The sequence below is a fragment of the Massilia sp. ST3 genome (genome assembly GCF_018119405.1).
Lineage (GTDB): Bacteria > Pseudomonadota > Gammaproteobacteria > Burkholderiales > Burkholderiaceae_D > Telluria.
Window position 1 is genome coordinate 1 of sequence record NZ_JAGPWC010000147.1, and the last position, 1,255, is coordinate 1,255.

Consider the following 1,255-nt stretch of genomic DNA (forward strand, 5'->3'; position numbering starts at 1 on the left):
CACTGCTGTCCGGGATAATTTGTGGGAAGTTACTCAAGGGTACGGGAAAGGGTTGCAGGTAAAGGTTTAGGGTTGTAAAACCCCGAGTTCTCACGCTCACAAACCGAAACCCGCAACCATGTCTACGATAACCACTTTTCAGTCGGTTTTAAAGGGGCTGCCACGTGCCGTGTTCAATCGGTGCGTCGAGCGGCACCGTGCCGATAAAGGGTGCAAGCGCTTCCATCACTGGGATCATCTGCTTGCAATGGTATACGCGCAACTGAGCGGTGCTTCCAGTCTGCGTACACTTGAGCTGGGTTTTAACAGCCACGGCATGCATCACCGCCGGTTGCGTACCGGTGCAATTCACCGTAGCACCTTGTCCGATGCAAACGAGCGACGCTCGGTCGCTGTCTTCAACGACACTGCTGCCTGGCTGATGGGCAAGGTGTCGCGCAGATTGCGTCGGGAAGTGAAGCCGCTGATGTCCCTGCTTGATTCGACCTCGATCACCCTGAAGGGGCGCGGGTTCGACAGCTGGACCTTGGACAATCGCAATCGCAATACCCAGGGCATCAAGCTGCACGTGCTGCTCGATGCAGCGTCGCACGCACCGCTCTGGCATGAATTCAGCGCACCCAACGTCAACGATGTCACACAAGCCTGGCAGGTACCGCTTCAGCGCGACGCGCTTTACGTGTTCGACAAAGGCTACTGCGACTATAACTGGTGGGCGCAGATCGATGCGGTTGGGGCACGCTTCGTAACCCGTTTCAAAGACAACGCTGGGGTAAAGTCAGTGGAGGATTTGCCTATTCCTGGCGAAGCCAAAGGGCTTGTCCTGCGTGATGAAATGGTACGCTTGAAGTACACGCACTTGGGCAAGCGGCGGTTGAATCGCTATGACAAACTACTGCGCCGCGTCATGATCGACCGCCCTGACAAGGACACGCCGCTAATTCTCGTGACCAACGACCTTGACTGCAGCGCACTCGAGATAGGTCAGCGCTATAAGGAACGCTGGCAAATCGAACTGCTCTTCAAGTGGCTCAAGCAGCATTTGAAGATCAAAGCCTTCCTGGGCCGAAGCCGCAACGCCGTGCAAATTCAGATCGTGACAGCTTTGATCTCCTACCTGCTGGTTACCCTGTACAAGCAGACGCATCGTATTGAGCAGACCTTGTGGCATTGCCTTGGGTTGATTACCGCGACGCTATTTGAGACGCCCGTCACCGATACAGGCCCTCCTGGAACGCGTCCGAGGCGAACTCGG

General features: G+C 55.9%; 1 protein-coding gene. It reads left to right on the top strand.

Annotation, left to right across the window (positions count from 1 at the left end; genetic code table 11):
* Nucleotides 1–118: 118 nt before the first annotated feature.
* The coding region (locus KBW98_RS23780; RefSeq protein ID WP_211522633.1) for an IS4 family transposase at nt 119–1,255 on the top strand (1,137 nt) is incomplete at its 3' end.